General features: G+C 70.9%; 21 protein-coding genes and 1 tRNA gene. 4 read left to right on the forward strand and 18 right to left on the reverse strand.

The window, feature by feature from the left end:
• Positions 1-449: 449 nt before the first annotated feature.
• From OC490_RS37735 to OC490_RS37750, 4 genes are all read right to left on the reverse strand, one after another.
• Complete coding sequence (locus OC490_RS37735; protein ID WP_262062554.1) at positions 450-1,004, reverse strand: cysteine hydrolase family protein; 555 nt, start codon at positions 1,002-1,004, stop codon at positions 450-452.
• A gap of 69 nt (positions 1,005-1,073) precedes the next feature.
• Positions 1,074-1,634: a hypothetical protein gene (locus OC490_RS37740; RefSeq protein WP_262062555.1), complete on the reverse strand. Its 561-nt coding sequence runs from the start codon at positions 1,632-1,634 to the stop codon at positions 1,074-1,076.
• 98 nt (positions 1,635-1,732) lie between these two features.
• The gene (locus OC490_RS37745; protein ID WP_262062556.1) at positions 1,733-3,955 is read right to left on the reverse strand and encodes an MMPL family transporter; all 2,223 of its coding nucleotides are present in this window, start codon (positions 3,953-3,955) and stop codon (positions 1,733-1,735) included.
• A 136-nt stretch (positions 3,956-4,091) separates the two neighbouring features.
• Positions 4,092-4,691, reverse strand: coding sequence for a TetR/AcrR family transcriptional regulator (locus OC490_RS37750; RefSeq protein WP_262062557.1), 600 nt, complete (start codon positions 4,689-4,691; stop codon positions 4,092-4,094).
• Between the two features lie 154 nt (positions 4,692-4,845).
• Here OC490_RS37750 and OC490_RS37755 point away from each other — a divergent pair, with 154 nt between their 5' ends.
• A complete protein-coding gene (locus OC490_RS37755; protein WP_262062558.1) occupies positions 4,846-8,100 on the forward strand; it encodes a S41 family peptidase in 3,255 nt (1,084 codons plus the stop codon).
• A 126-nt stretch (positions 8,101-8,226) separates the two neighbouring features.
• On the opposite strand, the gene OC490_RS37760 is transcribed toward OC490_RS37755, so the two are convergent.
• The 4 genes from OC490_RS37760 to OC490_RS37775 all read right to left on the reverse strand — a co-directional run bounded on the left by OC490_RS37760 (position 8,227) and on the right by OC490_RS37775 (position 11,816).
• Positions 8,227-8,412, reverse strand: coding sequence for a hypothetical protein (locus OC490_RS37760; protein WP_262062559.1), 186 nt, complete (start codon positions 8,410-8,412; stop codon positions 8,227-8,229).
• A gap of 88 nt (positions 8,413-8,500) precedes the next feature.
• Entirely contained in the window at positions 8,501-9,388 is an 888-nt protein-coding gene (locus OC490_RS37765) for an SDR family oxidoreductase (protein ID WP_262062560.1), read from the reverse strand.
• A complete protein-coding gene (locus OC490_RS37770; protein ID WP_262062561.1) occupies positions 9,385-10,320 on the reverse strand; it encodes an alpha/beta fold hydrolase in 936 nt (311 codons plus the stop codon). Before OC490_RS37770 ends, OC490_RS37765 begins: the two co-directional genes overlap by 4 nt.
• On the reverse strand, positions 10,317-11,816 hold the full coding sequence (locus OC490_RS37775) for a flavin-containing monooxygenase (protein WP_262062562.1): 1,500 nt from the start codon (positions 11,814-11,816) through the stop codon (positions 10,317-10,319). The genes OC490_RS37770 and OC490_RS37775 overlap by 4 nt, the downstream gene beginning before the upstream one ends.
• Positions 11,817-11,982: 166 nt before the next feature.
• Here OC490_RS37775 and OC490_RS37780 point away from each other — a divergent pair, with 166 nt between their 5' ends.
• Positions 11,983-12,621, forward strand: coding sequence for a MerR family transcriptional regulator (locus tag OC490_RS37780; protein ID WP_410099225.1), 639 nt, complete (start codon positions 11,983-11,985; stop codon positions 12,619-12,621).
• Positions 12,622-12,634: 13 nt separating this feature from the next.
• Here the strand turns inward: OC490_RS37780 and OC490_RS37785 are convergent, their stop codons facing one another.
• Entirely contained in the window at positions 12,635-13,438 is an 804-nt protein-coding gene (locus OC490_RS37785) for an exodeoxyribonuclease III (RefSeq protein ID WP_262062564.1), read from the reverse strand.
• A 78-nt stretch (positions 13,439-13,516) separates the two neighbouring features.
• Here OC490_RS37785 and OC490_RS37790 point away from each other — a divergent pair, with 78 nt between their 5' ends.
• The gene (locus tag OC490_RS37790) at positions 13,517-13,993 is read left to right on the forward strand and encodes a GNAT family N-acetyltransferase (RefSeq protein WP_262062565.1); all 477 of its coding nucleotides are present in this window, start codon (positions 13,517-13,519) and stop codon (positions 13,991-13,993) included.
• A 24-nt stretch (positions 13,994-14,017) separates the two neighbouring features.
• Here the strand turns inward: OC490_RS37790 and OC490_RS37795 are convergent, their stop codons facing one another.
• The 4 genes from OC490_RS37795 to OC490_RS37810 form a co-directional block, all read right to left on the reverse strand.
• Positions 14,018-14,683 carry a response regulator gene (locus OC490_RS37795; protein ID WP_262062566.1) on the reverse strand — a complete coding sequence of 222 codons (666 nt, stop codon included), beginning with the start codon at positions 14,681-14,683 and terminating at the stop codon, positions 14,018-14,020.
• Positions 14,683-15,978: a sensor histidine kinase gene (locus tag OC490_RS37800; RefSeq protein ID WP_410099226.1), complete on the reverse strand. Its 1,296-nt coding sequence runs from the start codon at positions 15,976-15,978 to the stop codon at positions 14,683-14,685. The genes OC490_RS37795 and OC490_RS37800 overlap by 1 nt, the downstream gene beginning before the upstream one ends.
• Positions 15,979-16,093: 115 nt before the next feature.
• Complete coding sequence (locus OC490_RS37805; protein WP_262062568.1) at positions 16,094-18,166, reverse strand: WD40 repeat domain-containing protein; 2,073 nt, start codon at positions 18,164-18,166, stop codon at positions 16,094-16,096.
• A 147-nt stretch (positions 18,167-18,313) separates the two neighbouring features.
• A complete protein-coding gene (locus OC490_RS37810) occupies positions 18,314-19,936 on the reverse strand; it encodes a hypothetical protein (protein WP_262062569.1) in 1,623 nt (540 codons plus the stop codon).
• Between the two features lie 140 nt (positions 19,937-20,076).
• Here OC490_RS37810 and OC490_RS37815 point away from each other — a divergent pair, with 140 nt between their 5' ends.
• Positions 20,077-20,460 (forward strand): response regulator, encoded by a 384-nt coding sequence (locus OC490_RS37815; protein ID WP_410099220.1) that lies wholly within the window; start codon positions 20,077-20,079, stop codon positions 20,458-20,460.
• A gap of 87 nt (positions 20,461-20,547) precedes the next feature.
• Here the strand turns inward: OC490_RS37815 and OC490_RS37820 are convergent.
• The 5 genes from OC490_RS37820 to moaC form a co-directional block, all read right to left on the reverse strand.
• Positions 20,548-20,621 (reverse strand) — tRNA-Ala (locus tag OC490_RS37820).
• A gap of 61 nt (positions 20,622-20,682) precedes the next feature.
• On the reverse strand, positions 20,683-22,023 hold the full coding sequence (gene glpR / locus OC490_RS37825; RefSeq protein ID WP_262062570.1) for a gephyrin-like molybdotransferase receptor GlpR: 1,341 nt from the start codon (positions 22,021-22,023) through the stop codon (positions 20,683-20,685).
• A gap of 241 nt (positions 22,024-22,264) precedes the next feature.
• Positions 22,265-22,903, reverse strand: coding sequence for a GNAT family N-acetyltransferase (locus OC490_RS37830; protein WP_200715049.1), 639 nt, complete (start codon positions 22,901-22,903; stop codon positions 22,265-22,267).
• Complete coding sequence (locus OC490_RS37835) at positions 22,900-23,442, reverse strand: molybdenum cofactor biosynthesis protein B (protein WP_262062571.1); 543 nt, start codon at positions 23,440-23,442, stop codon at positions 22,900-22,902. The genes OC490_RS37830 and OC490_RS37835 overlap by 4 nt, the downstream gene beginning before the upstream one ends.
• Entirely contained in the window at positions 23,439-23,951 is a 513-nt protein-coding gene (moaC, locus tag OC490_RS37840) for a cyclic pyranopterin monophosphate synthase MoaC (protein WP_262062572.1), read from the reverse strand. Before moaC ends, OC490_RS37835 begins: the two co-directional genes overlap by 4 nt.
• Between the last annotated feature and the right edge of the window lie 47 nt (positions 23,952-23,998).

A 23,998-nucleotide genomic window follows, 5' to 3' on the forward strand; every position in this document is an offset into this window, starting at 1 on the left:
AGCCCGTTTGAGAAGCGAGCGAGCGGCCGGGAGGAATGGGGGTCCCAGGTACGCCGGCCCCTTACGTCGGCTGCGTCCGCAACCGGCGCTACGGGACGCAACGGCGCCTCGCCAGCACGCCGGGCCGGCTCAGCGGCCAACCCCGAGTGGGCGGATCCAAGGAACAGGGACAGGGCCCGAGGGGGGTGGGGGTGGGTCCAAAAAGGTGTGACGCTTTCCACCCAAAGTGTCACACTTCTTTAGACCCCCCACCCCCTCATTGGCTCCGCAATGGGGCCTCCGGCCCTTTCGCCACGCCCCAGTCACCTGGCGCCAAAGTCAGCTTGGTGGTTGGCCCCGGAACTCCGGGCACTCGGCATCAGCCGCACGGCTTCCGCCCGGGGCGCCGGTCCTTCGCCACCGACAACAGCCCCCAGGTGCACGTCCGCGCAAGACAGGCTGGGCCGAGGTCAGGTTGTGAGGGCGACGTCCTTCGTGATCTCTACTCCCGCCGTGCGGCCGGGGCCGGTGTGGTACTTCCAGTAGAGGTTCGTGTGGGCGATGACCTGCTCCGGCGGCGGCGCACCCCACTGGCTGAGGTCGGTCGTGGTGTGGGCGTCGCCGACGAGTGTCACGTCGTAGCCGCGCGTGAACGCGCCGTGGAGCGTGGAGCGGATGCACGCGTCGGTGGACGCGCCTGCCACGACCAGGCGGCCGACCTGGGCGGCGGCCAGTACCTCTTCCAGGGTGGTGTCGTCGAAGGAGTCGGGGTAGCGCTTGTGGATCAGGGGTTCGTGGTCGCGGAGGGTCAGTTCGGGGACGTACTGCCAGCCCTCGCTGCCCTTCGGCACGTTCTCGTCGGAGTGCTGGACCCAGATGACGGGGACGTCTTCCTCGCGTGCCCGGTCGGCGAGGGCGGCGATGTTGGCGACGACCGCGTCACGCTCGTACGCGTCGTCCACTACGGCGACCTGGACGTCGATCAGCAGGAGTGCGGTGTGGGGCCGTTCTGCGAGTGTGGTCATGTTCGACACGCTAGTCCGGTGCACTGACATCGGTTCGGTTCAGATCCGGTCCACTGACATCGGTTCGGTTCAGATCGGTCTGAAGCTCGGTTCCACGGATTTCGGTTCGTCGAGTTCGTCGAGTTCGTCCAGGTCGTTCGGGTCGAGCTCGTCGTCCGGGTCCACGGTCCGCAGTCGTTCGATGAAGTCGAGGACGAACGCGGTGAACGGCCCCTCGAAGACCTCCAGTTCCAGGCCGTGGTTGTCGGTGACGACCTTCCACCGGTCCGGGTCCGGGTCGCAGGGCCAGAAGAAGTGCTCGTTGCCGGAGTGGTCGTAGCCCCAGGAGATCAGGCCGCCGGGTTCCGGGTGGACGGGGAAGGAGTGCAGGTCCGGGGCGCGGCGCCGGGCCGCGGCGCGCCTCTCGTGGATCTGGCGCATCCGGTCCAGGAGGGGGCTCGTGCCCCGCGGGTGGAAGACAACCAGCTCGTCGCAGACCGCGCCCGTGCCGTAGGTGTCGAGGAACGTCTTGAAGTCGGTGGGCAGTGGCGAGGCGACGTATGCCTCGATCTCGGTCCAGTCGTCGGGGGACGGCGTCCTTGCCACGGTCGACGGGCCGAGCAGCCGTACCAGATCGTCCAGCGCTGTCACGGCCGTAACCCTGTCACCGACGCGATCTGCCGCGCCACCCGAACTCGGTGGCGCGGCAGATCAGTTGTCCGGTGCCTCAGTGCCTCGCGGCAGCCGCCTCAGGCCCGGACCAACTCCCGGTCCTCGTCGGGATCCGAGTCCTTGGCGTCGAGGGCGCGCAGGCCCTCGCCCTCGACGTCGACGTTGGGCAGTGCCCGGTCCAGCCACTTCGGCAGCCACCAGGCCCGCTTCCCGAGCAGGGCCAGTACCGCCGGGACGATCGCCATGCGGACGACGAACGCGTCGAAGAAGACGGCGACCGCGAGGCCGAAGCCGATCATCTTCACCATGGACTCGCTGGAGGTGATGAAGCCCGCGAAGACGGCCATCATGATGACCGCCGCGGCCGTGACGACCCGGGCACCGTGCTTGAACCCGGTGACGACGGCCTGGCTGGGCTTCTCGCCGTGGACGTACGCCTCGCGCATCCGGGTCACGAGGAACACCTCGTAGTCCATCGCCAGGCCGAAGACCACGCCCACCAGGAAGATCGGCATCATCGACATGATCGGGCCGGTCTCCTCCACGCCGATCAGGCCCGACAGCCAGCCCCACTGGAAGACGGCGACGACGGCGCCGAGCGAGGCGAGCACGCTGAGCAGGAAGCCGAGGGCCGCCTTCAGCGGGACCAGGATCGAGCGGAAGACCACGATCAGGAGGAGGAAGGCGAGGCCGACCACCAGGCCGAGGTACGGGATCAGGGCGTCGTTGAGCTTCTGCGAGAAGTCGATGTTCATCGCCGTGGTGCCGGTGACCAGCACCTGCGCGTCGGTGTCGGCCTTGATGCCGGCGCCCTCGCCCCGGATGGAGTGCACCAGGTCCTCGGTGGTGACCGACGACGGCTTGGAGTCGGGCACGACCGTGATCGTCGCGGTGTCGCCGGCCTTGTTGAACATGGCCGGGCTGACCGAGACCACGTCGTCGAGGGTCTTGATCTTGTCGGTCACCGTGGTGGCCGCGGCCTTGGGCGCGTCGCTGTTCTTGGCGTCCACGACGATCATCAGCGGGCCGTTGAAGCCGGGGCCGAAGCCCTCCGCCAGGAGGTCGTAGGCCCGTCGCTGGGTGGTGGACGTCGGCTGTGAACTGTCGTCCGGCAGGCCGAGTTGGAGCTGGCTGGCCGGCAGCGCGATCGCGCCGAGGCCGAGCACGCTGAGGACCAGGACGGCCGCGGGACGCCGTACGACGAAGCTCGCCCAGCGGGTGCCCATGTTCGGCCTGGCCGCCTTGGCCGCTTCCTTGGCGCTGCCGCCGCCCAGCCACTTGGCCTTCTCGCCGGTGGGCTTGATCCTGCGGCCCGCGTAGCCGAGCAGCGCCGGGATCATGGTCAGCGCGATGAGTACCGCAACCACGACCGTGCCCGCCGCCGCGACCCCCATCTTGGTCAGCATGGGCACGTTGACGACCGCGAGACCGGCCAGGGCGATGACCACGGTGAGGCCGGCGAAGACGACCGCCGAGCCTGCCGTTCCCACGGCCCGGCCGGCCGCCTCCTCGCGTTCGCGGCCCTCGGCCAGTTCGGCCCGGTAGCGGGACACGATGAACAGCGCGTAGTCGATGCCGACGGCGAGGCCGATCATCAGCGCCAGCGTCGAGGTCGTCGAGCCCAGGTCCAGCGTCTTCGCGAGGGCCGTGATCGTCGAGACGCCGATGCCGACCCCGATGATCGCCGTCAGCAGCGGCAGGCCGGCCGAGACCAGCGAGCCCAGGGTGATGAGGAGGACGACGGCGGCCAGGGCGATACCGATGATCTCGCCGACGCCCATCTCCGCGGCGGCCTGGAGCGCGTCACCGCCGACATCGACGGTCAGTCCGGTGGCCCGGGCCTGGGCCGCGGTGTCCTCCAGGGCGTCCTTGCTGGAGTCCTTGAGTTCCATGCCGGCGACGTCGTACTTCACCGAGGTGTAGGCGACCGTCCCGTCCTTGCTGACGGCGTTCGTGGTGAACGGGTCGCTGACGGAGACGACCTCGGAACCGTCGGCCAGCTCCTTCACCGTCTTCTCGACGGTCGCCTTGTTGTCGGCGTCGGTCATCTTCTCGCCGCTCGGCGCCTTGAAGACGACCCGCGCGGTGGCACCGTTCGAACTGGAGCCGGGGAAGCGCTGGTCGAGGAGGTCGAAGGCCTTCTGGGCCTCGGTCCCGGGTATGGAGAAGGAGGTGGAGCCCGCGGCGGGCGCGCTGGCCGCGCCGACTCCCGCGAGGGTCAGCAGGGCGATCCAGATGAGGGCGACGAAGTGGCGTCGCCTGAAGGCGAGACGGCCGACTTTGTAGAGGAACGTGGCCACGAGGGCGTACTCCCGGTCAGGTCGTGGGGTTCTTCGGGGCAGGTGTGACCGGCCGGTTGGGGACACGGCTGATCGGCCCGACGACGTGAGCGGTTACGTCAGGTGGGCGTGCTGGGTGTGGGGTGTCGCGGGTCTGTCAGGTGGTGGGTGCGCCCAGTGCGGGGAGCACTACGGCGTCGATGTACGAGGTCAGATAGGCCTTGGTCGGCGGCAGGTCCTCGATCACCGTGCGGGTGGCGAAGGCACCGATCATCATGTGCACCACGAACTTCAGCGCGGGGCAGTCCGCACGGACCTCACCCCGGTCGATGGCGCGTTGGGTGACCCGGCGGAACTCTTCCATCTCCGGTTCGACGAGCAGCTCCCGGAACGCCTGCAGGAGGTCCGGGTTGTTGTGCGTCGCCATGGCCAGACCCCGCATCAGCGCGGAGTTCTGTTCGATCCGGCAGTCGTCCTCGCGGTCCACCATGGCGTGCATGTCGCCACGGAGTGTTCCGGTGTCGATGTCGGTCCCCCGGCCCGGCTTGCTGTGCCGTACCGCTTTCGCCACCAGCTCGGCCTTGCCGCCCCACTGGCGGTAGAGGGTCGCCTTGCTGGAACGGGTGCGGGCGGCCACGGCGTCCATGGTGAGGGCGTCGTAGCCGACTTCGCGGAGCAGTTCGAGCACGGCCTCGTACAGCTCGGCCTCGCGCTCGGGTGTGATGCGACTGCGACGCGCCGTTGCGACTTCAGTCATGCCACTCACCTTCCAGCTCCGAACGACACGGTTTCGTACATGACGAATGTAGCGCACCCTCCTACGAAACGAAACCGTTTCGTACGTGTGCTGGGTCACCCGCTGCGTAATTTCACAAGTTGCTCCGGCCCGTCCCGCGGAAAAGCATAGGGACGTGAGCTATCTGCGCCTGCCGCACCTCAACGGAGACCTCCTGAGCTTTGTCGCCGAGGACGACCTCTGGCTGGCCCCGCTCGACGGCGGAGGCCGCGCCTGGCGGCTCACCGTCGACCGCACCAAGGTCGGCCACCCCCGCTTCTCCCCCGACGGCCGCCACCTCGCGTACACGACCTGGCGGAGCCTGGTCCCGGAGATCCACCTCGTCCCCGTCGACGGCGGCCCCGGCCGCCGACTCACCTACTGGGGCAGCGCCGACACCCAGGTCTGCGGATGGACTCCCGAAGGCGACATTCTCGCGGTGGCCTCGCACGGCGAACCGTTCTCCTACTTCACCTGGGCCCACAAGGTCCCCACCGACGGCGACCCCGGCGGCCGGCTCCCCTGGGGCCCGGTCTCCGACATCCAGCTCGCCGACATCGCCGGCGAACGCCAGACCCTCCTCCTCACCGGCACCCCACCCCACGAACCGGCCGCCTGGAAGCGCTACCGCGGCGGCGCGATGGGCCGCCTCTGGCTGCACGGCCGCCGCCTCCTCGCCGACCTCGAAGGCCATCTGCACTCCCCGATGTTCGTCGACGGCCGCATCGCCTTCCTCTCCGACCACGAGGGCATCGGCAACCTCTACTCCTGCGCCTACGACGGCTCCGACCTGCGCCGCCACACCGACCACGACGCCTTCTACGCCCGGCACGCGGCCAGCGACGGCACCCGGGTCGTGTACCAGTGCGCCGGTGACCTGTGGATCGTCGACGACCTGGCGGCGGCCTCACTCCCGCGCAAGCTCGACGTACGCCTGAGCGGCCCACGCGCGGGCCGCCGTACGTACCAGGTCCCGGCCGCCCAGCACGTCGACGGCATCTCGGTCGACGAGACGGGCCGGGCGAGCGCCGTCGTCATCCGCGGAAGTCTGTACTGGCTGACGCACCGCGACGGCCCCGCCCGCACCATCACCGACACTCCGGGCGTACGGGTCCGGCTCCCCGAGATGCTCGGCTCGGGCGGACAGGTCGCCTACGTCACCGACGCGGACGGCGAGGACGCGATCGAGATCGCCTACCTCCCCCGCGCCACCGGCGACCGCGCCCCCCGCCGGCTCGCCTCCGGCGAGGTGGGCCGCGTACTGGAACTGGTGTCGGACCCGGCGGGTGAGCGGCTGGCCATCGCGGCACATGATGGGCGGCTGCTCCTGCTGGATGCGACCGAGGACTCTGGGGGTACCTCACGGACGGAGTCGGGGGGAGGCGAGGTGACGGAGCTGATCTGCTCGATCAACGGCCCGGTGCGGGACCTCGCCTTCTCCCCCGACGGCAGCTGGCTGACCTGGTCCCACCCGGGGGTCGGCCGCTCCCTCCGCCAGATCAAGATGGCCCGGATAAAGGACCGCCTGATCGTCGACGTCACCAACGGCCGCTTCGAGGACGAGAATCCGGTCTTCACCAGGGACGGCCGCTACCTCGCCTTCCTCTCCTGGCGCGGCTTCGACCCGGTCTACGACGTCCACACCGGCGACCTGTCCTTCCCGCTGGGCTGCCGCCCCTACCTCGTCCCCCTCTCCTCGGCCACCCCCTCTCCCTTCGCCCTGACCCCGGAGGGCCGCCCGGCCGCCGGCGGACTCGACGCGGCGGAGGACGACGAGGGCGCGGACGGCGCGGTGACGGTGGAGGTGGAGGGCCTGGAGAGCAGGGTCACCCCCTTCCCCGTCTCGGCCTCCAAGTACTCGGCGCTGTACCCGGTTTCGGGCGGCGGCCTGGTCTGGCTGCGCTGGCCGATCTCCGGCGCGCTGGGCGAGACCTTCGCCAACCCGGACGACACCAGCGGCCGGCCGACCCTCGAACACTTCAACATCAGCAAGGCGAAGAAGTCCGAACTCGTGGACCACCTCGACTGGTTCGCGGTGAGCGGCGACGGCTCGCGCCTGGTCGTGGTCGACGAGGACGAACTACGAGCGGTCCCCTCGACGGAGTCCGGCGACGGAGACTCGACCGTCTGGATCGACCTGCGCCGGATCCTGCACGAGGTCGACCCGCCCGCCGAGTGGCGCCAGTCGTACGAGGAGGCGGGCCGTCTGATCCGCGCCCACTATTGGGACCCGCAGATGTGCGGCATCGACTGGAACGGTGTCCTCGACCAGTACCGCCCGCTGGTCGAACGCGTCGCGACCCCCGACGACTTCGCGGACCTCCTCCGCGAGGTCCTGGGCGAGTTGGGTACGTCCCACGCCTACGTCACCGCGTCCCGCCGCAACGAGGGCCCGCCCCACTACCAGCGCCGCCAGGGCCTGCTGGGCGCCAACTTCGTACGCAGGGAGGGAGGTTGGACGGTGACCCGCATCCTCCCCGGCGAGTCCTCGGACTCCAAGGCCCGCTCCCCGCTGGCCGGCACCGGCATCCGCGAGGGCGCGGTCCTGACCCACGTGGACGGCCGCCCGGTCGACCAACTCACCGGCCCCTACCCGCTGTTGGCAGGCTCGGGCGGTACGACGGTGGAGCTGACGTTCACCCCGGCGGAGGGCGAGGGCAGAGCACGCCGAGTCGCCGTCGTCCCCCTCATCGACGAACGCCCCCTCCGCTACCAGGACTGGGTGGCCAAACGCCGGGCGGTCGTACGGGAGTTGAGCGGCGGCCACTGCGGCTACCTGCACATCCCCGACATGGGCGGCTCCGGCTGGGCCCAGTTCAACCGCGACCTGCGCCTCGAAGTCTCCCGCCCTGCCCTCATCGTCGACGTACGCGGCAACGCGGGCGGCCACATCAGCGAACTTGTCGTGGAGAAACTCACCCGCACGATCCTCGGCTGGGACCTGACCCGCAACGCCCAACCGGTGTCGTACGCGTCAAATGCCCCGAGGGGACCGGTGGTTGCCCTCGCCGACGAGGCGACATCCTCGGACGGCGACATGATCACGGCGGCCTTCAAGCTGCTGAAGCTCGGCCCCGTCGTCGGCCAGCGCACCTGGGGCGGAGTGGTCGGCATGACCGGCCGCCACCAACTCGGCGACGGCACGGTGATCACGGTCCCGATGAACGCGGCCTGGTTCGACGCGTACGGCTGGTCGGTGGAAAACCGGGGTGTGACACCGGACTTGGAGATCCTCCGTACGCCGTTGGACTGGGCAGAGGGCAGACATGCCCAGTTGGACGACGCAATCAGGCTGGCACTGGATCTGCTGGCCATCCACCCGGCAGCGACTCCGCCCGACTACTCGGCCGTCCCAGACCGCTCCCGCCCAAAACTCCCCCCACGTTCTTGAGAAACGGAGGGGCCAACCCACCCAGGGGCGCGGGGAACTGCGCGACCGGCCCCCACGAACCCGCACCCGACGACGAAACGTGGGGCGCCCCGAAAAACCAGGGCGCCCCACGCAATCAGACCTCAACTACACGTCGTAGTCCTGGTCCATCTCCTGGTCCATACGCTCCCGCGTACCCTGCCCCGTACGCTCAGCGTCCTCTTCCCGCTGCTGACCGCGGTCCCGCGCCTGGTCCTTGCCCTGGTCCATACGGTCCTTGGCCTTGTCGGCGAGGTCCTTGGCCTTGTCCTGGAACTGGTCCTTCATACCCATGTGGGTTCACTCCCGTAGTGGGGGGGGGAAACGGCCCTTGACCGGGCCTCGACCAGATTCACACGGGCGGACACAGTTCGCATTTCGGTCAGCTACGTTCCGTAGCGCGAGCCTCCTCATCAGCGGCTCCGCCCGCCCCGACAAGCCCCGACCGCATCCCGTCCAGCCGAGATCCGAACCGCCGCATCTCCCGCTGACCCACCGCCCCGATGATCCCCGGCAGATACCCGCGCACGCCCTGCGTCCCCCGCAGCCACCCCTGCCCGTACACATGACTCGCCCGCCGCTCGATCCCGGCGACGATCCGGTCCACGGCCGGCCCCAGTGGATACGTCTTGTTCGCCGGCCACGGCAACCGTTGTCTCAACTCCCGCATGACGTCGTCCTGATCGGCCCCGCGCACCATGTCCGTGTCGGTCCAGGACAGATACCCGACCCCGACCCGTACGCCCTTGTAGCCGACCTCGGCGCGCAGACTGTGCGCGTACGCCTCGACGCCCGCCTTGGACGCGCAGTACGCGGTCATCATCGGCGCGGGCGTGATCGCGGCCAGCGAGGCGATCTGCAGCAGATACCCCCGGCTCTCCATCAGCACCGGCAGAAACGCCCGCGCGGTCATGGCGGACCCGATCAGATTCACCTCGATCACCCGCCGCCACGCGACCGGATCGGAGTCGACGAAGGGCCCGCCGCTGGCGACCCCCGCGTTGGCGACGACGATGTCGACCTTCCCGAACCGCTCCTTGACCTCGGCCGCGACCCGCACCATCGCCTCGTGGTCGGTGACATCCGCGTACCAGGAGGCGCTGTCGGTGTGCAGCCGCTCGGCGACCTGCTTGAGCGCGTCCGGCTCCAGCCCGACCAGCGCCACCTTCGCGCCGCGCGCGGACAGCTTGCGGGCGAGCAGTTCGCCGACGCCCCGCGCGGCCCCGGTCACGACCGCGACCTGGCCCTCCAGGCTGACCTTGGTTCTCATGCGCCCTCCTTGATCTGCTCGCTCGGGTCGAACTCGATGTAGGCGGCGGCCAGTTCGCGGATCTTCCGGCTGACCAGCTCCGGCGCCTCGACGGGGGTCATGTGCCCGAGCCCCGTCAGCTCGGTGCTCCCCACGCACTGCGGCAGCGCGGCGACCAGCGCCCGTGCGTGCACCGGCGGTGTCATCCGGTCCGCCGTACCGACGACGACGGCTGTGGGTACCGCCAACTCCCGTACGCCGTGGTCGAGATCGAGGGAATCGAGGACCTGCGACCACGCGTACCGCACCGTCCGCGGACACGCGTGCACGATCCGCGCGCACGCCTCGACCATGTGCGGCGCGGAACCGGGTCCCATCGTCCCGTACTTCAGGATCCGGCGCGCGGCGGGCGTGACCGGCCCGAGCGGCGCCCGGGTGCCGAGGACCTTCCGGGTCAGCCAGGTCCGGGTCCGCCCGGCCCGCATCGGCACCACGAGCGACTCGTCGACCAGCCGCGAACTGCCCGTACTGCACAGCAGAACGGCCACCGCGTGCTCCCGGAACCGCGCCCGCCCGGCCGCCGCCAGCACGGTCATCCCGCCCATGGAGTGCCCGGCGACCACGGCCTTCTCACCGGGGGTGAGCGTCGCTTCGAGTACGGCTTCCAGGTCGTCGGCGAGTGCGTCGGTGCTGTAGGAGAGGGCCGCCGGACTGCGCCCGTGGCCCCGCTGGTCGTAGACGACGACCCGGTGGTCGACCGCCAAGTCCCTTGTCTGCGCGGCCCAGAAGGCCGTGGAGCAGCACCAGCCGTGCGCGAGGACGACGGCCGGCGCGCTCTCGGGGCCGTGCACCTCGACGTGCAGCCGGGAGCCGTCGGCCGAGGTGACGGTCAGTTCGCGGACGGGGACGGGCGGGGCGTACGGCCCGGACGTGACGTGCAGGAGACGGCTCATACGGCGGCCTCGGCCTTCTTCTCGGCGGGCGCCCGTACGACCTCGTACTCCGCGAGGTTCACACGCCGCGTGGCCGTGCGGAACTCGGTGGTCGTGCCGGGCCAGATGGTGGTGTTGCGGCCGTTCGCGTCGAGGTACCAGCTGGTGCAGCCGCCGGTGTTCCACACGGTCCGTTTCATGCGTTCCTGCACACGCCGGTTCCAGGCGTCCACGGCGGCGGGCCGGGCGTCGAGGGCGACACGTCCGCCGAGGACGTCCAACTGCCGTACGTAGTCGGCGAGATAGTTCAGCTGGGACTCGATCATCAGGATCATGGAGGAGTTCCCGAGGCCGGTGTTGGGCCCGATGACGGTCATCCAGTTGGGGAACCCGGCCGCCGAGGCGCCGCGCAGCGCCTGCATTCCGCCCTGCCAGGCCTCGGCCAGCGTCCGTCCGTCCGCGCCGACGACCCGGTCGGCGATCGGCATGTCCGTGACGTGGAAGCCGGTACCGAAGACGATCGCGTCGACCTCGGCCGTACTGCCGTCTGCGCCGACGACGGTCGAGCCGCGCACCTCGGCCAACCCGCTGGTGACGACGTCGACGTTGGGCTGGGCGAGGGCCGGATAGTAGGCGCTGGAGAGCAGGATGCGTTTGCAGCCGATGCGGTAGTCGGGGGTGAGCTTGGCGCGCAGGGCCGGGTCCTTGATGGAGCGGGCCATGTTCCGCTTGGCCAACTGCTCGACCATACCGAGCTCGTTGGGGCGCTTGGTGAACGCCTGGACCTGCAACTCCCGCAATCCCCACAGGAGTCCGCGGCGGGCCTGGGTGGTGAACGGCAGCGCGCGGTGCAGGGCGCGTTCGGCGCCGCTGATGGCGCGGTCGACGCGGGGCATCACCCAGGGCGGGGTGCGCTGGAAGAGGGTGAGGCGGGACACCTCGGGCTGGATCGACGGCACGATCTGGATCGCGGAGGCGCCGGTGCCGACCATGGCGACGCGTTTGCCGCGCAGGTCGTAGTCGTGGTCCCAGCGGGCGGAGTGGAAGACCTTGCCGGGGAAGGAGTCGAGGCCCGGGATGTCCGGGACCTTGGGGTCGGAGAGCGGTCCGGTCGCGGAGACCACGAGGTCGGCGGAGTAGGAACCGCCGCTGGTCTCGATGTCCCAGCGCAGCCGCTCCGCGTCCCAGGTCATCATCTTCACTTCGGAGTTGAAGCGGAGGTGGGGGCGGAGCCGGAAGACGTCCGTGACGTGCTCCAGGTAGCCGCGGATGTGCTCCTGCCCGGAGAAGGTGCGCGGCCAGTCGGGGTTGGGCGCGAAGGAGAACGAGTACAGATGGGACGGTACGTCGCAGGCACACCCGGGGTAGCTGTTGTCCCGCCAGGTCCCGCCGACGCTGTCGGCGCGCTCCAGGACGACGAAGTCGGTGACGCCCTCGCGCCGCAGCCGCACCGCGGCCCCCAGCCCGCCGAACCCGGAGCCGATCACCGCCACCCGCACATGCTCGTGTTCGGTCATCCCGTGCCCTCCCATACGACCACAACCACGCCAGTGAACACTGGCGCAATCGGAGCGTAGAGCAGCTCCGTACTGATGGGTAGGGGGCGGTACCAGGAAAGTTACCCGGGGTACGACGTAGGGTGCGGGCGTGGCGGAGAAGGCAGAACACAAGCGCGAGTACCGCATGGAGGAACTGGCCGAGCAGGCCGGCATCACGGTGCGCACCCTGCGCTTCTACCGCGAGCGCAAACTCATCCCCCCGCCACGCCGGGAGGGCCGTATCGCCTGGTACGACGAGAACCACCTCGCCCGCCTGCGCACGATCTCGGCGCTCCTCGAACGCGGCCACACCCTCAACGGCATCGCGGAACTGGCCGAGGCCTTCGACCACGGCCGCAACGTCGGCGAACTGCTGGGGCTGGGCGCGCCGACCGAGGAGACCCCGGTCCGGCTCACCCCGGAGGCCCTCGCCGACTACTTCGGCGACCAGGCCACACCGGAGAACTTCGCCGCCTCGCTCGAACTCGGCTACCTCGGCACCGACGGCAGCGAGATCGTCCACATCAGCCGCCGCCTCCTCGACATCACGGCCGCGCTGGTCCGCGAGGGCATCCCCCTCGCGGACGTCCTGAACGCGGGCCGCCGCGTCCGTGAACACACGGAGTCCCTGGCCGACCTCTTCGGCGACCTGGTGCTCGCCCAGGGCGGCACACCGGAGGACCTGCAACGGCTGCGGCCGTTGGCGAAGAGCGTGGTGGAGGCGGAACTGTCGATGGCGATGGACAGGCGACTGCAGACCCGCCAGGGCCCTCAGAGGCCGTAGCCGACCGTCACCGTCAGAGGTCGTAGACCACCGTCACCGGCGCGTGGTCCGACCACCGCTCGTCATGCGTGGCCGCCCGCTCGACATACCCCTTGACCGCCTTGGCGGCGAGCCCCGGCGTCGTCACGTGGTAGTCGATGCGCCATCCGCTGTCGTTGTCGAAGGCCCGCCCCCGGTACGACCACCACGAGTACGGCCCCTCCACGTCCGGATGCAGCGCCCGTACGACATCGACGTACGCTCCGTCCGCCGCGTCGAAGACCCGGCTCAGCCACTCGCGCTCCTCGGGCAGGAAGCCGGAGTTCTTCTGGTTGGCGCGCCAGTTCTTGAGGTCGGCCTGCTGGTGGGCGATGTTCCAGTCGCCGCAGACGACCACCTCGCGGCCGTCGGCGGCGGCCCGCTCGCGCAGGTTCTTCAGATGGGCGAGGAACTCGTCCATGAAGCGGATCTTCTCGTCCTGCCGTTCGGTGCCGACCTCGCCGGAGGGCAGGTAGAGGCTCGCGACCGTGACGCCGGGGAGGTCGGCCTCGACGTAGCGGCCACTGTCGTCGAACTCGGCCGATCCGAAGCCGACTTGGACGCGGTCCGGCTCGCGACGGGTGTAGAGGGAGACGCCCGCGCGGCCCTTGGCGGCGGCCGGCGCGTGCACGACGTGCCAGCCCTCGGGGGTGCGGACGTGCTCCGGCAGCTGCTGCGGCTCGGCTCGCACCTCCTGGAGGCAGAGCACATCGGCGGAGGTCCCGGCGAGCCACTCCACGAAGCCCTTCTTCGCGGCGGCCCGTAGTCCGTTCACATTGGCAGAGGTCACAGTGAGCACTCCGGCACGATACCGGCACACTGGACGGAGTCCGGATCCGCCCGGATCCCCCTTACGAGTAGGTATACGATTTTCGGCATGAATATACGCACTGTTCCCTTCGACCACCCCGACGCCGTGAAGCTGAACGACGAGGTCCAGGCGGAGTACCACGTCCGCTACGGCGACGGCGGCGACTCCACCCCGCTCGCCCCGACGGACTTCGAACCGCCGAACGGCGTGTACTTCATCGCGTACGACGACAACGACGACCCCGTCGCCACCGGCGGCTGGCGCGCCCAGGACGCCAACGGCGAGGGCAACGAGGACGGCGACGCCGAGCTCAAGCGGATGTTCGTGATCGAGCAGGCGCGCGGCCTGGGTCTCGCCCGCCGCATGCTGGCCGCCCTGGAAGCGGACGCCCGCGCGGCCGGCCGTAGCCGCATGGTCCTGGAGACCGGCACCAAGCAGCCCGAGGCCATCGCCCTCTACACGTCCAGCGGCTACGAGCCGTGCGTGAAGTTCGGCTACTACCGCCTCTTCGACGACAGCCGGTGCTTCGCGAAGGCACTGTGACCGCGGGAAGACACCGTGCGCCGGTCAGCTCCTCAAGTAGGTGAGCACGGCCAGCACCCTGCGGTGCGCGTCTTCCGCCGGCGGCAGGTCCAGCTTGGCGAGGATGCTGCCTATGTGCTTGCCGACGGCGGCCTCGGTGACCACCAGCTCGCGGGCTATCGCGCCGTTGGACCGGCCCTGCGCGACCAGCCCCAGCACCTGCCGCTCCCGCGGGGTCAGCCGGGCCAGCGGATCACGACGCCGGCGCAGCAACTGCCGTACGACCTCCGGGTCGACGACCGTGCCGCCGGCCGCGACCTCGCTCAGCGCGTCCACGAAGTCCTCGACCTGGCCCACCCGGTCCTTGAGCAGATAGCCGACGCCGGTGCCGTCACCGGAGTCGAGGAGCTCGGCGGCGTAGGCGCGCTGCACGTACTGGCTGAGCACCAGCACCGGCAGTCCCGGGCGCTCCGTGCGCAGCCGCACCGCCGCGTGCAGGCCCTCGTCCTGGAAGCCCGGCGGCATCCGCACGTCCGTCACCACGATGTCCGGCGCGTGCTCGGCGACGGCGGCCAGCAGCGCGTCCGCGTCCCCGACCGCGGCCACCGCCCTGTGGCCGAACCGGGCGAGCAGCGCGACGATCCCGTCCCGCAACAGCACACTGTCCTCGGCCAGCACGACACGCAGCGCCGGCCGCTCCCCCTCGGCCATCACTCCCCCCGCTCCCCCTCCGCACCGCACGGAATGTCCGCGCACGGAATGTCCACCCGCAGAACCGTCGGACCGCCCACCGGGCTCGACACCAGAAGTGAACCATCCAGCACTGACACCCGGTCCCCGAGCCCGGTCAGCCCGCTCCCCCGCCCGGCGTCCGCGCCCCCGCACCCGTCGTCGTACACCTCCAGCACCAGCCGTCCGTCCCGGTGTCCGCCCCGCACCCCGGCCCGGGTGGCACCGCTGTGCCGGTCGATGTTGGCGAGGGCCTCGCAGACGACGAAGTAGGCGGTGGCCTCGACGGCCGGCGAAAGCCGTTCGGGCAGGTCGAGTTGGACGTCCACGGGTACGGCACCCCGGTCGGCGGCGTCGGCGACGGCGGCTTCGAGGCCGTAGTCCACGAGGACGCGGGGATGGATGCCGTGGATCAGTTCGCGGAGTTCGGCGAGGGCGCGTCCGGCCTCGTCGTGGGCCTTGGCGAGCTGGTCGGCGAGCGGGCCGGGCCGGGCGTCGAGGCGGGCGAGACCGAGGGTCACGGTGAGGGCGACGAGCCGTTGTTGGGCGCCGTCGTGCAGGTCGCGCTCGATGCGGCGGCGCTCGGCCTCGAAGGCGTCGACCAACCGCAGCCGGGAGCGGGCGAGTTCGACGACCCGGTGCGCCGACTCCCGTTCCTCCGGCGCCAGTAGCAGCCGCGTCAGCCCGGCGCGCGCCCCGGCGACGACCGCGAGGGCGTAGAGCCCGGGCGCCAGCAGGACGAGCCCGAGAACGGCGATCCCGGCGGCGGACGGCCAGGTGGTGACCGTCCACAGCTTGAGCACCTTCACCTCGCCGTCCCCCATCAGCGCGGGCGTGCCCAGCATGGCCAGCGGGCCGCCGAGCCCGACCACGAGGACGAACGCGTCGAGCGGCCACAGCACCAGCGCGAACAGCAGCGTGTACGCCAACTCCCGCCAGGTCGCCTGCTCGCGCAGCCGGGTCGTCAGCCAGCCGCGCAGCCCCGGCAGGTCCGGCACCCGGTGCGGGCCGGGCACCGGCTCCCGGTCGACGATCCGCAGCCGGTACCGCTCGGCCGCGGCGACGGGTATCCCGGCGAGCGCGGTCAGCACGAGCAGCGGTATCCCCACCAGGACGACGGCCAGCACACCCCCGCCGACCACCCCGGCCAGCAGCAGCACCAGCACGACGGCCCCGGCCACGGCTCCGCTCCCGAGATACAGCACGGCCCGCCAGGGCCACACCGACCACAGGAAACCGGGCCTCGCCAGGGCCTGCCACACGGTACGCATACGGATCACCGTAGGAGGCGGGGCAGTTGGGGGACAGGGGTCCAGGGGGTGGGGTGGGGGTGGGGGCAGCCATACCTGTCGGGATCCCGCGGGGTGTCAGGCGTGGATGACGTACAGGAGATCACCCGGCATGTCGCGTGAGCGGGATTCCGAGAATTCCGCGGTCGTGCCCGACGATCAGGTCCGGACCCGCGGCGGCCAGACAGCTGAGCGCCACCTCCAGGGCGATGTGCCGCACTGCTCCGGTCTCCGGTTCCCACACCCGCAGGCTGCTCCTGAGTCTGCTGCCGGCGACCAGGACGGAGCGCCCGCCGTCCAGCGTGGTGGCGGCCATGACCGGGAGACCGGCGGTACCCGACGCGGATGGCAGGGCGTCGCCGACCGGGTCACCCGTCGTCAGGTCCCACAGCATGACCGCACCGAGATCGTCTCCGCTGGCCAGCACGGTACGGCCCTGCAGCGGCACAGCCGTCACGTCTGCCGCCCGGTGGTCGGCATCGCTGAGGGCGCTCTTGCTCAGCGGCACGGCCGCGCCCCGTTCCCAGGGGTCGTCGACGGCCGGATCCCACACGTGAATACGATGCCCGGTGTCCACGGCCGCGATCAGCGTGTGACCGGCCGAGACCGGGACGGCGGCGATCGACAGGATCGGACTGCCATAGGGGTTGAGGCTCCCCACGGACTCGCCGGTGGCCGGATCCCACAACCGGACCGCGCCTCGGGGCGAGGCGGTGACGAGCAGGGTCCGGCCGTCGGGAACGGTCGCGGCACACATCCCGATCACCTCGCCGAACCGATGGCCGACCGGTTCACGGACCGGCCGGCCGGTCGCCGGATCCCACAAGGTGATCGTCCCTGTCTCGCCTCCGGTCGCCAGCAGGACGCGGCCGTCGGGCAGGGGCAGGGGCAGGGTCGTCATCGACCGAACGCGGTCAGGATGTGCCGGGAGCGGGTCATGGACGAGCCGGCCGTCGACCGGATCCCACAGTCGGACCGTGCCCTGGTCCCCGGCGCCGGCGACGAGCACCGGCCCACCGGGACGGGACACGACCGTCAGCGAGTCGACGCCCCCGCCGGGCAGGGGCACGGAATCCGAAAACGCGGAACCCGAAAACACGGTCAGGTGGCCCCACGGTGTCCCGTCCGCCGCGACCAGGGCCGTCCCTTCCTGCCGAAGCCGGTTCGGCACTTCGCCTGTCCGGCCGACCTCCATCTCCGTCTCCGCCGACGTCACCGTGGAAGCCGGTGCGTCGTTCGGGGTCTGCGGGTGCGCACCGTACGGGGTCTGCGGGTGTGCGCCGTACGGGGTCTCCGCCAGGCCGTCAGCGATCGTCCAGGTTCGCTCGCAGTTCCAGCAGCGGAAGTGCCCGGTGAGCAGCATCAGTTCGCGGCCGAGGGCACTCCCGGCGCCCCGTGGAGTGCCCTCGGCCGCGACCATCCCGGCCACCAGGCACAGGACGGCCTGCCCCGGAGTTTCGGGAGGTACTCCGGCCGCCGCGACCTCGCGCGCCACCCGCAGGAAGGGCTCCCATCCCTCCCCGAGGGCCTCGTCGCGCAATGCCGCCGCGACCTCACCCCACGGGTGCTCCCCCGGACGGACACGCAACGAATCAGTCAGTCCCGGCGCATCGAAAGGCGGACGCACCGGATCCACGAAGAACTCCGGAATCTCGGTATCGGCCTCGCACCCGGGACACAACACCCCGAGGTGCCCTTCCTGGAGCTGGAGAGACCACAGCGCTGTACCGATGTGGTGACCGGCGAAAGCCACACAGGACAGCGCGAGTGAGACGCGGACCTCGGCCGGAGCATCGGCGGCAAGAAGGCTCCGTACGGCCGCCTGCTCGGCCAGCCGGAGCGCGGCGCCGAACCCCGCTTCCAGATCGGCCGGGACGGGGGACCTGTCCTCCGCGGTCACGATGCATCCCAGGTCCACCCAGAAATCCACGGTCTGCCCCGGAGGCAGGTCCGCAGCCGCCTGGACGAAATACGGCAGGGCCGCATACGCCCCGTCGAAAACGGTCCCGTCGTCCAGCAGTCCTCCGGACAGGTCGGTCCAAGTCCGCTTCCATGCGTCGCCGGTCCCGGTGGCGGCGGTGGAGGCCATCTGCTGAAGCAGCATCTCCACGCCCCCGGCCGTCACACCGTCGAGGTCACGCCAACGAGGGCTGTGCAAAGGCAGTTTGGGAATCATGGAGTGAGCCTCGCAATCAGCGGTGACAGCAGGGGGAAGGTCGGGCAAGCCGCCGCTTCCGGCAACCCGGCCGGTGCGCACGTCAGTTGATATGCCGTTGATATGCCGTGCGCCGGAAGAAGGGGTGACGTGTGGCTCGGCAGGACATCACACCCCATCGCGCATCATCATCTGCTCGACGACGACTGCCACTGCCCGGGGCACGATCGACTCCAGGACCGGCAGGGCAGCACCCCAGCCATCGAGCACCACGGCCTGCGCGGCGAGCCTGCGAGCGTGGGCCGGCTCGGACACCTCCACGGACGCCTCCACAAGTGCGGCCAGTGCGCGGGCCCGTGTCGCACGGTGGGCGATCGAGTGGGCGATGGCCTCGGCCCGGCCCAGGTCTCCACCCCGGGCGCACTCCCGTACGACCGCCACCAGCGCCTCGCCTCGTGCCCAGCGGTCGGTGATCCCCTGAGCAAGGGTCTCGGCCGCACCCGCGTCGCCGCGCTCGGACAATTCCCGGACCACCTCGATCAACGCCCTGGCCTGTGCGCGGCGGTCGGTGATCGCGCGGGCGAGGGCCTCGGCCGCGTCCGTGTCGCCGTAGCGGGCCAACTCGCCCACGATCTCCGCCTGCCGCCCCACGCGCGGTTCGGGATCGATCCGGGTGGCGAGGGCCATGGCCCGCTCGGCCTGCCCGTGCCGGGCCAGCAGGAGTGTTACGGCCCTCAGCAGAACGTCGTGATCACGGCCGTCGCCGGTTTCGAGCAGCGCCTCGGCCCGGTCGGCCAGGGCGAGGGCCACCTCCTGGTCGGCGGTTTCCGCGACGGTGTCCAGCACGTATGCCAGGTCGCCGGCGCCGAGGAAGGATCGCGGTGGGAGCGGGCGGGCGTCGTCGATCTCGTCGAGGTCTCCTTCCGGGGCGGCGTCCTGGTCGGCGCTTCCGGTGAGCGCCCAGCCGCATACCTCGCCCCCGGCGCCGACGGGTGGCCTGGGCGGGGGACACAGCAGGGCATCCACCCGGTCCAGGTCTCCTGTCATGGTCTCCCGGGCCAGTACCGCCGCCAGGGGCCGGGACCGGGACGACGGCGTCCGGTTGTGGGACCGGCTGAAGTCCTCGACGCGGTCAGCGAACACGGCGGCCCGGACATGATCGCCCGTGGCGGCGACCACCTCCATGAGAAGGACGAGCACCTGTCCCGTCCCCTCGAAGACAAAGGCACGGGCCTCGTCCTCGGCGCGAGCAGCGAACCTGAGCGCCTCATGGGTGTCGCCGCCGTCCGCCACCGCTTTCGCCAGTACGGCCCAGGTCCACGCCCAGTTGTGCGGATAGCGAATCGTTTCCGCCGCCGTCACCGCCCGGTCGCGTTCGCCCGCGAGCGCCCACGCCGGTACGAGGGCGACCTGCGCTTCGTCCCGCAGTTGCCGCAGGGGAATCGACTCGGCCAGTGCCTGGGCGCCGCTCAGATCTCCCGCACCGGCCGCGGCCTGTACCAGCGCCAACAGCGCCTCGCCCTGCTTGAGTTCGCCGCTGATCGTGTACGCCAGCTCAGCCGCGCGGACGAGATGGCCGGTGCGGGCCAGCGCCCCCGGGAACCACCCGCCGGTGAGTCCGGTCCCAACGTCCCCGCTCGCCGACAACCGGAGCAGGGCCAGCAGACACGGCTCGAACCCCCTTCGTACGAAGCCCTGTCCCGCGACGCTCTCCGGCGCCAGGCCTCGACGCCGCTCCCGTTCGCGCCGCAGGAACAGCTCCTGCCCCCACTGGGCCAACCCCTCCGGCATGCCTACCGCACTCCCTTGGTGAGCCGGTCCCCCGCCACAGCATCTCCCACCCGCCTCCGCCACGCTGCTCCGGCCCACCCTCCGACTTCCCCTCCGGACAGGCTCGAACGGCCCCGGAACCGACAGGGCGGGCGCCCGACATGCGGGTGATCGGCGAAGCCGGCGACGGCGCACAGGCCGTCGCCATGGCCGTCGAGCTGCGGCCGGACGTCGTGCTGATGGACATCCGCGTGCCCGAGGTCGACGGAGTCGAAGCGACCCGCCGGATCTGCCGCACGGCGGCCAGGGCACGGACCCGCGTGCTGGTCCTGACCACCATCGACCTGCACGAGTACGTCTACTCCGCGCTCCTCGCCGACGCCGGCCGGTTCCTGCTCAAAGACACTGCACCCGACCGAAGGCACCGTCATAACCATGTCAGCCGGGTACTGGCCAAGTTGGGACGGCGCGACCGCGTCCAGACCGTCGTCCACGCCCACGAGTCCGGGCTGGTCCGGCCCGGGGACACCGGGCTCCCGGCCTGACTCGGCGCGCGGGAGGCCCATCGAACAAGTCCCGGAAAACGAAAGATCCCGCCCGATCAACAGATCGGACGGGATCTCGTTGCTGTGTGGACCTGTGGGGATTTGAACCCCAGACCCCCTCGATGCGAACGAGGTGCGCTACCAGACTGCGCCACAGGCCCTTGCAACGAGTGAAACTCTAGCATCCCCCTCAGGGTGCTTGGAAATCCGTTCCTTGCCTGGTCACTCGTTGGCCGCGCGGGGCCGCTCGCCGTCCTCGTACTGGTCGAACAGGGGGGTGCGGCCCCGCTCACGGGCGCGGCGGGCGGAGGCGGCGCGGCGGGCGTCGGTGCGGCCGTCCGGCGTCGCCTTGTCGTCGTCCGACAAGTCCTCCGCCTCCTCGTCCCGTGCCGTCGGCTGCGCCTCCTGCTCCGGTGCCACCGCGCTGGAGCGCGCGGAGCTCCACGCGTCGGGCGCCCCGAGGTCCACGTCGGAGGTGGCGCGCGGTGCGACCGGCGCGGTGACGTACGTCGGCAGCGGTACGGGTACGGGGTCCCAGCTGTCGCCCTGGCCCGGTCGGCGCTGACGTTCGCGCTGCTGGTCGACCCACTCGGCGTGGTCGGTCTGTTCGACGAGGGCACGGCGGTCGGCGGCGAGGGCGGACATCCCGGGGTCCGTCTCCGGTTCGGGTCCCTCCTCGGCGTCGTCGATCCCGGCGTCCACGGTCGCGCGCCGGCGCGGCTGACGCTCCCGCAGTCGCTGCGCGGCGGCCTCGGCCTGGCGGCGGTCCATCTGGTAGGCGAAGCGGCTGCGTTCCTGGGAGCGCAGGTAGGCGATGTACCCGCTGAGCAGTACCGCCGGCACACCGGGCGCCCAGAGCAGGGCGAGCCCGCCGACCGCCGCGACGATCGCGCCGAGCGTGAAGGCGAGGAAGAGCATCACGGTGGTACGTCGACGGCGCGCGAGCACCTTCACACGCCGGGCGCGCGCCGCGGCGGCTTCCTCGGCGGGCGTACGCCGCCCGACCGGGACGCGCTTACGGGCGGACGCGGGGGCGGACTTGGGCGCGGACTTGGAGGCCTGGGCGGAGGAAGGGGCGGGGACGGCGGCTTGCTGGGGTGCCGGTTTGGCCGCCTGGTCCCGGGCTTGATCACGGACCTGACCCCGGCCTTGGTCGCGGGCCTGGTCGCGCGCCGGTTCGCGACCCGGCTCACGCGCGGGTTCGCGTGCCGCTTCGCGCTCCGGTTCCCGCGTCGCTTCCGACCGGTCCGGGCCCGGCCGGCGGACCTGTGCGTGCACCTGGGGACGGGCCGGGGGCATGGCGAAGGCCCGGACGTCCACCGAGTCGGTGACGGCGTCCGGCACGACGGCGCTGGGCTCCCCCTCCTCGGTGGAGCGCGCCCGCAGGTCCTTGGCGTACCGGCGCTCCATTCCCGCCCGTCCGGACAGCAGCCGGATGGCGGTGCTGAAGCGTTCCGTCGGACGGGCCTCGTTCAGCTCGTCCTGCCTACGGAGCCACATCGGCACCAAGTAGGCGGCCCAGGCCCCGACAATGACTGCGTAGATGAGGCCGCTGCTGCTCACGCCTCACACGGTAGAGGGGTTTGCGTGAGGCCATCTGCCAATTGAGCCGGTGTGTCGCACGATCTGGCTGATATTTCGAGCTTTTTTTGTGACCGATGCGATCAACAGGCCGCGGAGTTGGCGAATTCATTGCCCCAAGGCGGTCATCCGTCGATCACTTTCGAACACTTATTCCATTTCCGAGGATCCGCGCTTCCGGGCATCCGGCCTTCCGACCGCCCGGACCCAAACAGGCTCCCCGCTACGCGGGATTGTCGTGCGGTGTGCTCCGGGAGCGTGCCCGCTGCCAGCGGGCCAGCAGCCCTTCGGGCACCTCTTCCGCGGTGAGCGCGAAGACGAGATGGTCGCGCCAGGCACCGTCGATGTGGAGATAACGGGGCCTGAGCCCCTCCTCACGGAATCCGAGTTTCTCGACGACCCGGCGGCTCGGGCCGTTCTCCGGGCGAATGCAGACCTCGATGCGGTGCAGTCCCACGGACCGGAAACAGTGGTCGACGACAAGTGCCACGGACGTCGGCATCACTCCGCGCCCGGCCACCGACTCGTCCACCCAGTAGCCGATGTGGCCCGAGCACATGGAGCCCCAGGTGATGCCGGCGACCGTCAACTGCCCGACCAGGCGCCCCTGGTACTCGATGACGAACGGCAGCATCCGGCCCGAGTTCGCCTCGGAGCGCAGGTGCCTGACCATCTGCCGGTAGGTCGGCCGGTGCGCGATCGGCCCGCTGGGCGTGGGCGGCGGAATCGTCGCCTCCCAGGGGCGCAGCCAGTCCCGGTTGCGCCGGTTGACCTCGCGCCAGTCCCGCTGGTCGCGGAGTTTTATCGGCCTCAGGACGATGTCGCCGTCCGCCAGTACGGCGGGCCAGGATGGGCTGTTCAGCTCGCACCCCCACTGGTGTCGGCGGGTCTGGGGTGATCGCCGCCTCGGATCTGGTCGACGGCGTGCGCCAGCAGGGGTTCCAGGACGGCGAGGCCGTCCTTCACCCCGCCGGTGGAACCCGGCAGGTTGACGATGAGTGTGCGCCCGGCGACTCCGGCCAGGCCGCGGGAGAGCGCTGCGGTCGGCACCTTCTCCCGGCCGAACGCCCGGATGGCCTCGGCGATGCCCGGCACCTCGTAGTCGATCACCGCGCGGGTGGCCTCGGGGGTGCGGTCGGTGGGCGAGAGGCCGGTGCCGCCGGTGGTGACGACGGTGTCGTAGCCGGCGTCCACGGCGGCGCGCAGGGCGGCCTCGACCGGGCGGCCGTCGGGGACCACCTGCGGTCCCTCGACCGCGAAGCCGAAGCCCTTGAGGCCGTCGGCGATCAAGGGGCCGCCTCTGTCCTCGTAGACCCCGGAGGCAGCACGGTTGGAGGCGGTGACCACCAGTGCCCGGTACGGCGCGGGCAGCGCGCCGCCGGCCGAATCGTCGGGGCTCATGTCCGGCTCCAGTCCCCCGACTTGCCGCCCGTCTTCTCCTCCACGCGTACGTCCGTGATGACCGCTCCCTTGTCGACCGCCTTGACCATGTCGATCACGGTGAGCGCGGCGACGGAGACCGCGGTGAGGGCCTCCATCTCGACGCCCGTGCGGTCCGTCGTCTTCACGGTGGCCCGGATCCGTACGGCGTCGTCCGCGACCGACAGGTCCAGTTTCACACCCGACACCGACAACGGGTGACAGAGCGGGATCAGATCGGGAGTGCGTTTGGCGCCCATGATCCCCGCGATGCGCGCGGTGGCCAGGGCGTCGCCCTTGGGGACTCCCTCGCCGCGCAGGAGTTCGACCACGCGGGGCGAGACGAGGACGCGTCCGGTGGCGGTGGCGGTGCGCGTGGTCACGTTCTTGCCGGACACGTCGACCATCCGGGCGGCGCCCGCGTCGTCGATGTGGGTGAGGCGGTCTTGCTCAAGGGGTCCGGGGGTGTCCCCCCGGAAAGGCTCAGTCATGCTGTGCGGCGCTCCCGGTCCGGGCGTGTTGTGCGCGACACGGTACC

The sequence above is a fragment of the Streptomyces sp. STR69 genome, from assembly GCF_024519455.1.
GTDB lineage: Bacteria > Actinomycetota > Actinomycetes > Streptomycetales > Streptomycetaceae > Streptomyces.

Coding starts and splice junctions, on each gene's coding strand:
- OC490_RS37760 (WP_262062559.1), bottom strand. CDS start 8,412: ATGGGTATGAAGGACCAGTTCCAGGACAAGGCCAAGGACCTCGCCGAC.
- moaC (WP_262062572.1), bottom strand. CDS start 23,951: ATGACTGAGCCTTTCCGGGGGGACACCCCCGGACCCCTTGAGCAAGAC.
- OC490_RS37810 (WP_262062569.1), bottom strand. CDS start 19,936: ATGCCGGAGGGGTTGGCCCAGTGGGGGCAGGAGCTGTTCCTGCGGCGC.
- OC490_RS37750 (WP_262062557.1), bottom strand. CDS start 4,691: ATGACTGAAGTCGCAACGGCGCGTCGCAGTCGCATCACACCCGAGCGC.
- OC490_RS37835 (WP_262062571.1), bottom strand. CDS start 23,442: ATGAGCCCCGACGATTCGGCCGGCGGCGCGCTGCCCGCGCCGTACCGG.
- OC490_RS37795 (WP_262062566.1), bottom strand. CDS start 14,683: ATGGCCGAGGGGGAGCGGCCGGCGCTGCGTGTCGTGCTGGCCGAGGAC.
- OC490_RS37735 (WP_262062554.1), bottom strand. CDS start 1,004: ATGACCACACTCGCAGAACGGCCCCACACCGCACTCCTGCTGATCGAC.
- OC490_RS37805 (WP_262062568.1), bottom strand. CDS start 18,166: ATGATTCCCAAACTGCCTTTGCACAGCCCTCGTTGGCGTGACCTCGAC.
- OC490_RS37790 (WP_262062565.1), top strand. CDS start 13,517: ATGAATATACGCACTGTTCCCTTCGACCACCCCGACGCCGTGAAGCTG.
- OC490_RS37765 (WP_262062560.1), bottom strand. CDS start 9,388: ATGAGAACCAAGGTCAGCCTGGAGGGCCAGGTCGCGGTCGTGACCGGG.
- OC490_RS37775 (WP_262062562.1), bottom strand. CDS start 11,816: ATGACCGAACACGAGCATGTGCGGGTGGCGGTGATCGGCTCCGGGTTC.
- OC490_RS37815 (WP_410099220.1), top strand. CDS start 20,077: ATGCGGGTGATCGGCGAAGCCGGCGACGGCGCACAGGCCGTCGCCATG.
- OC490_RS37780 (WP_410099225.1), top strand. CDS start 11,983: ATGGAGGAACTGGCCGAGCAGGCCGGCATCACGGTGCGCACCCTGCGC.
- OC490_RS37770 (WP_262062561.1), bottom strand. CDS start 10,320: ATGAGCCGTCTCCTGCACGTCACGTCCGGGCCGTACGCCCCGCCCGTC.